Here is a 7,557-nt window from a genome sequence, read left to right as displayed (position 1 = left end):
GATTTATGCTCGGCCCGCTTGGCCGTCAGCTACTGAGGTGGAATTCGAAACGATGAACTGGGTCCACTGGTGGAATACCACCCGATTGCATGAAGCCTTGAACTACCAGACCCCGACCGAAGCCGAAACCAGCTACCATATGACCCAGGCACAAGCCCTAAGCCCCGTATAACAAGCGGAACAAAACCCAGGGCGCTTCAGTTGACTGGTTTTCACTCACTGTAAATGTTATCTTTACAGTATGGAGGTTTTGCGGAGTGCGCTGAAGCACGGCTACAGCACAGCCGATGTGCTCCATGCCTACGACAACGCGCTACGCCTCGTGGAATACGAGCACCACGGGGATGAACGGCCTCTGACTGATCGGTCCAGATCAGGCAGGAAACCTCATGGAAGTCGTGGCAGTCCCTGCCCAAACACCGCTGCGAATCATTCACGCTGACGCCTTACGTCCCAAATTTTATGACTATCTGAGGTGAGAACCATGAGCACCCATTTACATACCAATAACGCCACCGGTCTTGAGGATCTTGACCCAGCAGTCACCCCTGTCCAAAACGCAACACACTTCCGCAACATCCGCACCGCTCGAGCCAACCTGGCACAAGCCGAAGCCGACCTCCGGGCAGCAGTGCAGCAAGCGAGAGAGGCGGGAGACTCCTGGACCGTCATCGGCGCAGCACTGGAAACCACCCGGCAGGCCGCCTACCAGCGCTTCGGACGCGACTAACGTCGTCCCCTAATTGCGGTATTCGTGCGGTAAATGAGCGGTAATTTACCGGCATTTTGCGACCACATTTTCTGCAGGGCGTGCCGTCGAAGGCCTGAATTGTATGCACAGTGGCCATCGACAACCTTGTCGATGGCCACGAATTCTTGTATTGGACGTTATGCGTGTTGTGACTGGCTAGTCCGGGGTGCTTGTGGTTGTTCAGGGTGCACGTGAAGTGCCCACCAGGTGTTTCCAGCAGCGCCAATGCTCAGCAGCGCCAGCGGAATCATTTGCAATCCTTGCCAGTCCCATCGGGGCACCAGCATAAAGGTCACAGCTATCAGCACTACTAGAGTCAAAACGCGCCGCGAAGACGGTTTGACGTCATCCGGTCCGCTCATCTGAGCTGCTATCATCGCAGCGACGACCACAGCAGCTAACACAGCGGGTATCCACCATTGCCCCATTAAGTCAATAACGCCCAGTGACCATATGACTACTCCCATAGCGATAGCCGCTACAACATTCCATATGTCCCGCATAGGTCCTCCTTGAATCGGCTTCTACCAGGTTATTTTCAGCATCCCTGATTGACATCAATAATGAAACCGCCGATACCAAAGCCCGTTGCACAGGCGATTGCTGCTGGAGGAACCGGAGTTAGCGCCGCACACATTCCGACGTTGGCACTTATCCATGCAATGGCAGCAGCCCACGCTGATGGATACTGAGGCATTGTCTCACTCTGAGGTCCTATTTCTCCGGAACCTGAAACACCGAATGCGTCCTCATCAAACTCCCAGACCGTGATTCCACTAGCATCAGTTTCAACGTTTATAGCACCGGCGTCGTACATATCAAGAATACCGGCCAACGCTTCGTAGTCATCAAACACAGTAGCGAGAACTTCGGCGTCCAAATCAGCGTCACCCGTAGAGAATCCTGTCGGCATCTCTACGTTTACGTGAGAAGAACGAACTAATTCAGCACGTGCTTCATGCCCCGCGGGGTCTGCTTCTTTCGAAATATCAATAAGCTGATGAAGGTCATCTGTGCTGATCTCTTCAAGAGCAGTTTTTTGTTCTGAAGACGAGAGGGTAGAATCTTGTGTGGCCGTAGCAGGTTGAGCCAAAAATACAGTGAGCGCTAGAGTCGCCACTCCTAGTGCCCCTATAAGCCTGCGGAAGTTATTAAACGATTTGGCAAATATGGCCTTCGTCCCTTCAACCTATTTGGTGAGTGGCCTGTCATTCCAGCGTAAGAGATCATTTCTTCAGCGAACACTTGAAAAACGTTGCAAAAATCTCTACTCAGTTCCCTCAAATAATGCGATACACTGCGATCTCAGTCAACGACTAATTGAGGTTTCCTGAAAAGTCTTAAATTACCTCTAGTAACCTTGTGTAACACACATCACATTAAGCGCTATTTCTCTAGTGTTGGCAAAATAACCTGCCGTTTTCTGAGGTCACCCTCCCGTCTTGAGCATCAGCCTGTCCTGATGTCATTTTTCAGAAGCTGACTGCACCGATTTCAGAAGGCGGCTTCACAGACCGATACCGAGGGCTTTTCTCCCGTCGGGACGGAGCTCTCCTGTCGGAGAGACGTGCCGGTAGAGGGTTTGGCGGGTTACCCCGAGTTCTTTGCACAGCTCACCGACCTTGGTACCCGGTTGGCCCATGGACGCTGCGGCCAGGCGGACTTTGGCTGGCGTCATTTTGTAGGGTCGCCCACCTTTGCGGCCACGTGCTCGCGCTGAAGCGAGTCCGGCCTTGGTGCGTTCAGAAATCAGTTCACGTTCAAACTCTGCCAGAGCAGCGAAAATGCCAAACACCAGTTTGCCGGAAGCAGTGGTGGTGTCAATGGCCGCCCCTTGACCAGTGAGCACCTTCAACCCCACGCCACGGTCGGTCAGATCATGGACGACGTTGACCAGGTGACGTAAATCCCGACCGAGCCGGTCGAGCTTCCACACGATCAACGTGTCCCCAGACCGTAGTGCTTTCAGACACGCTGCCAGCTGTGGTCGATCGTCTTGCTTGCCAGAAGCTTGATCTTCGTAAAGCTGCTCCGGATCAACACCGGCAGCAAGTAAAGCATCTCGTTGCAAGTCTGTGGTTTGGGAGCCGTCGGTTTTGAGACTCTCGCGTACCCGATCAACACCCTGGTCTGCTCCTGTCATATATTCGATCGTTAATGTGACAATCCGGCGACAAGGCGACCACTTACGAAACTTGTCACATAACCCGTCATCTATTCTACGTCATGCAAACAGGGGCTTTGGTAACTGATGTGACATACAGTCTGCTGGAATCTCGAACCTGCCTCGGCTACTTCCTAACAAGCACTCAGAGGACGAATGCAAAACCGCAGAGATGCGCGCTCGAGTTTGCAAAAGACTTCTGAAAATGACCACACCCGCAAAAGATAGCAAGAAACCGGATCTTGCGTGACTTAGGCGAGGAGTTTAGCGTGGCTATGTGATGGGAGCAGGCCCATCCAAACTCCAAGGAGAATAGAGCGATAATGCACAGCACCCTATCGACCGTTCCCCGAAGAGCTATCAACGTTTTTCTCACGTTCTTATTGGGTATCGGATTGGTAATGATCAGCGCAACATCTTCTAGCGCTGCGAGCCTCCAAGCTTCAAATACATCTACCGCAGAAGAGACCATCAACGAAGCTCGTGAGGCCGACCCGGAAGAATTCAACCAAACGGTGGAAATTCTCGAATCCTCACCACTACTAATGGCATACCTCAACTCTTATGAGGGCTTCGATGCTGAGCAAGAAGTACAGGTTCTCGCAACTCAGTTCAATCCAGATGCTGCTCAAGCATTCGTGGAGGTACTGGAAAGCGGCGAACTTACAATCTCTGCAGGCACAGACAAACACGGCAATCCCGCACCGGAAGTCAATATTAATCCTGACCTAAACAACAGCGGTGAAATATCTACTCAAGACTTCCCGCAATGCCCCTCTGCCTGGGCTGCACTCTATGCGTGGGCTGCCACTGAAGCAGCTTTCTGCGGAGCTCTTGGGCTGGCTGGGCCAGGGGCGGCTTTAGCCTGTGTAGCTGCTTTTACAGTTATCGGCACCGTCCCTGACTTTAATGCAGGATGCTAAAGCACAAAGTCAGCTACGGTTTCATGGAGTGAGAAACTAAGGTGAGGAAGGGAATAGCACATGACGAATAAACGTCTAGACCTATTACCACTCATCCTGGGGCTTATAGTCGCTGCTATTATTGCTGTTGTTGGCATCATGGAAGCCTTTTATGCCTGGATCATTGGTATTCCATTAATCATCTTGGCTATCGTTATAGGAAGAATGTACGATAGGCGACTTTCTGATTCTCAGAAACGCAATAGCAATAAAGGGATATGGGTCGGCATCGTCGGAACGATCGTCAGTGTCGGAGCGCTACTTCTGAGAGGATCAGAATTTACCGCATATGTGACGCCACTTCTGTCAATAATTACTGGTGTCGCCGTCTGGTACGTTCTAAGTCGCAGCGCACAGGAACGAACGCTTGAAGATAGCCCGGCAAGTGCTTCTTCTTAAAGCGATGGATGGCATACAACGTCAGTAATTAAATGATGACCACACTTCCTTGACCTCTTATAACTAACTTAATCACCCTCGAGTTCTGCATGGTGAAACATCTCATTGCAGTGCTCGGGGGTGACTCAACTTTGTGGTGCGACCTGCATCTCCACTGCCAACAATTACTCAATATGCTAAAGGGCCGAGGTGTGAGAACATTACAGCTATAAAAGATGGCACACCCGTATGGGACAATTATTGCGGACCGGAGCCTAAAACAGCAGCCTTCCCAGCGACGTTCTCAATAGCTATTGGCAAATGCACGATCGACCCTACGCCGAACTCGGCTATCTCAATTGCGTTTGTGACGCTATCCTTGTTGCACTCATCAATAACAATCTCAGCAATAATCCATCAAAAAGTAATAGGGTGCGCATTCCTTCCCGTACTCGTTTTAGATCTTATCCAATTTCTGAATAAACCTTCCCCCGCCCACAAGGGGGCGGGGGAACCATATACCGCTTACGGCATTTCCACCCCCCTATTCGGGGAGCACTCCAATCTCACGAAGTGCAGTTAAGTGATTGGTCACTGTCCGGGGTTGGGACGGTGGCGTGCGAGCTCACGAGTGATGGTCTTTCCAGGAAGTAACAGCAGCAGAGATGACACCTGTCTCGCGCCGATCAGGCCAAGAGCTAGGCCAGTAGCACCGCAATCAGGATCGTGGCCGGGATGGCGGCGATGGTGGTGACAAGAACAGTATCCCTGGAGACTACGATACCGGTGTTGTACCGGCTGGCGGCGACAAACACATTCTGGGCGGTCGGCAAAGAGGCCAGCACCACAGCGGTGAAGACATGAATGGCGTCCAAACCGAAGACGAATTGGGCCAGCACCCAGGCCAAAGCCGGGTGGAGCACCAGTTTCAGCGCAGAGCCGATCAACACGGCACTGCGACGACGGCTATCTTTCTCGAGGGGTTTGGAACCCACCAAGGACAGGCCAAAGGCGAGCAGCATGGCTGGGATGGAGGCCCCGGCGATTAGCGTGATGGATTCATCGATCGGGCCGGGGAAGTGGATGTCAGTGAGAGCGGAGATGATACCCAGGCCCGAACCAATAATCATCGGGTTTTTCACGATGCTGACGAGCATCCGTGCCATGACGGTGAGAAATCCGGTGGGGCGTACCTTGCGTGGGGCTGTGGAGGACCGATCGGTACGCTGTTCGCGGTCAGTGAGTGTGTCCAGTACCAGCACGTAGATGGGGGTGTAGATGGCGAGCTGGAACAAGATCACCGGAGCAGACCAGGCAGGGTTGCCCAGCACGTAGGCCGAGATCGGGATGCCGAGGTTGGCGGAATTGACCATGGAGGATGACATGCCCCCCATGAATCGTTCTGACCAGGTGCCGGCGGGAATCACGAAGCGGGAGATCACCAGGTAGACCACCAGGACGGTGAATGCCGAGATGGCGGCGACCCACAGTTGGGGGCCGAGAATCACCGAGATATCGGATTCCGACAGGGTTTTGAATAGCAACGCGGGGTTGGCGACGAAGAAAGCGGTGCGAGACAGCACCTGCTGGGCTTGGGGGCCGAGCACCCTGGTTTTCCCGACCAGGTAGCCGACGAGGATAATCACCCAAATGACGGTGAACCCAGAGATCACCTCGGCCACGAAAAAATCGCCCTCCCGCTTGTGCATTGTGTCGCTATTGACTGTTCCAGCGCGTGGTGCGCTGACCTTAGTTTAGACCAGCGTTTGCTACATCTACGGAGCGGGAGGGCGTTCGGCCTGGGTCGAGGGAGGTGTTTAGAGCGCGAAGGGGCGCATATTCAGGGTCTTGCCGGCGACCTCAGGGGCTTGGCCGGCAATGATCTGAGACACGACCTCACCGGTCACCGGGCCGAGGGACAACCCGTGCATATTGTGGCCGGTAGCCACAATGACGCGCGGGGCATCCGGCAGAGCTGAGATGATTGGCAGGCCGGTCGGTGTCATCGGACGAGGCCCGGACCACTCTTCGGTGCGGGGCAGGTTGCCCACCCCTTGCATGAAGGCGGCGGCCTCTCGGTGCAGGTGCTTCATCCGCGAGTTCTTGAGCTCAACGGTGTTGCGGGAGAAATCCATCAAGCCCACCACGCGCAGGTGGCCAGACATGGGAACACCGATGGTTTTGTAGTCCAGGGAAGACACGAGGTTCTTCGGCAGGATCTCGGGGTCGACCCGGAAGGAGTAGCCTACACCGGAGGTCACATGAGCGGACTTCATGACGTCCAAGCCGGGGATCTCGGTGAGCGAAGACCAAGCGCCGATGGCCACCACCGCACGGTCGAACTCCACGGTTTCTTCCCGCTGAGACGAAGACCCTGCCGAATCACCGCCGAAGGATACGGTGGCAGTACCGTCCGAGATCGAGGTCAAGGTGGCGTGTTCGTGGATGGTGACCGACGACTTGCGCAACCAGTCGATCAACGAGTCGACAAAGATGTCCGGGTCCAAGAACCGTTCTGTTTCGGCCACGAATCCGGCACGCACCGAGGTTTTCAGGAAGGGCTCGTAGTCGTGAAGTTCGTCATCGAGCATGATCGGGCCCGGCTCGGGGGTGCCCAAATGGCGGGCCCGTGCCGCCTGGGCATCCCGGGCATCACGCAGTGCGTCGACGGAGTTGTGGGTGTTGAGGAAGCCGGTGCCACCACCGCCTAAGTCGATACCGTCTGTGGCCATAGAATCGAACGCGGCGATCATGCCGTTGACCAGCTGGTCCAAGTCCCGGGTGTTCCGTCGGACTGCTGCCGGAGTGCAGTTGGACATGAAGCCCAGACCGAAAGCAGACAACCACGGCAGAGCGGTGGGGTCAATCGACAAATAGTGCCTATTGGATGCCACGCCCCGGAAGATCTCCTTTAACTGCTTCGGCTCGGGCATGGGCAACACCTGCAGGGGCGTGACTTCACCGGCGTTACCACGGGCTGCGCCGGAGCCCAACGTCTCGTGATCAAAAAGTGTGACCTTATGACCCGCGCGGGTGAGCTCAAAGGCGGTGCACAGGCCGATAAGACCGGCCCCAAAAACGGCGACATCCACGGAACGGGCTGTTGATGTAGCTGATTCAGCCATGAAAGACTTCAACCTCTCGTGCTCAGTGAGTGAAACCACCTCGTTGTTGTTTCACTCTGACCAGGTACCAGTTCTTCCACCATAGAACACCCACACCACCACCAGGGATGATCCGGGTGAGATGACCTGACACGGCACATCGGACCGGAGAGCCGTTAGTGACTCCGGTCCGATGTG

General features: G+C 54.6%; 7 protein-coding genes and 1 pseudogene. 4 read left to right on the top strand and 4 right to left on the bottom strand.

What is annotated here, in order from left to right:
• The first annotated feature begins 1 nt into the window (after position 1).
• Both DYI20_RS04520 and DYI20_RS04510 read left to right on the top strand, forming a co-directional pair.
• Positions 2-172 (top strand): integrase core domain-containing protein, encoded by a 171-nt coding sequence (locus DYI20_RS04520; protein WP_122548950.1) that lies wholly within the window; start codon positions 2-4, stop codon positions 170-172.
• Between the two features lie 312 nt (positions 173-484).
• Positions 485-730 carry a hypothetical protein gene (locus tag DYI20_RS04510; protein ID WP_122548949.1) on the top strand — a complete coding sequence of 82 codons (246 nt, stop codon included), beginning with the start codon at positions 485-487 and terminating at the stop codon, positions 728-730.
• Between the two features lie 559 nt (positions 731-1,289).
• Here DYI20_RS04510 and DYI20_RS12170 read toward each other — a convergent pair.
• Together DYI20_RS12170 and DYI20_RS04495 are read right to left on the bottom strand one after the other, a co-directional pair.
• Complete coding sequence (locus tag DYI20_RS12170) at positions 1,290-1,871, bottom strand: hypothetical protein (RefSeq protein ID WP_147472516.1); 582 nt, start codon at positions 1,869-1,871, stop codon at positions 1,290-1,292.
• 387 nt (positions 1,872-2,258) lie between these two features.
• A pseudogene (locus DYI20_RS04495) lies at positions 2,259-2,875 on the bottom strand (recombinase family protein).
• A 363-nt stretch (positions 2,876-3,238) separates the two neighbouring features.
• Here DYI20_RS04495 and DYI20_RS04490 point away from each other — a divergent pair.
• Entirely contained in the window at positions 3,239-3,838 is a 600-nt protein-coding gene (locus DYI20_RS04490) for a hypothetical protein (protein ID WP_122548945.1), read from the top strand.
• A 60-nt stretch (positions 3,839-3,898) separates the two neighbouring features.
• Entirely contained in the window at positions 3,899-4,276 is a 378-nt protein-coding gene (locus DYI20_RS04485; RefSeq protein WP_122548944.1) for a hypothetical protein, read from the top strand.
• A gap of 677 nt (positions 4,277-4,953) precedes the next feature.
• Here the strand turns inward: DYI20_RS04485 and DYI20_RS04480 are convergent.
• Positions 4,954-5,964: an AEC family transporter gene (locus tag DYI20_RS04480; protein WP_208392140.1), complete on the bottom strand. Its 1,011-nt coding sequence runs from the start codon at positions 5,962-5,964 to the stop codon at positions 4,954-4,956.
• Positions 5,965-6,072: 108 nt separating this feature from the next.
• Positions 6,073-7,380: an NAD(P)/FAD-dependent oxidoreductase gene (locus DYI20_RS04475; protein ID WP_122548943.1), complete on the bottom strand. Its 1,308-nt coding sequence runs from the start codon at positions 7,378-7,380 to the stop codon at positions 6,073-6,075.
• Positions 7,381-7,557: the final 177 nt, after the last annotated feature.

Source organism: Auritidibacter ignavus (assembly GCF_003703835.1).
GTDB lineage: Bacteria > Actinomycetota > Actinomycetes > Actinomycetales > Micrococcaceae > Auritidibacter > Auritidibacter ignavus.
The sequence above is the reverse complement of the archived record's forward strand: the minus strand, read 5'-3'. Positions and strand labels throughout refer to the sequence as shown.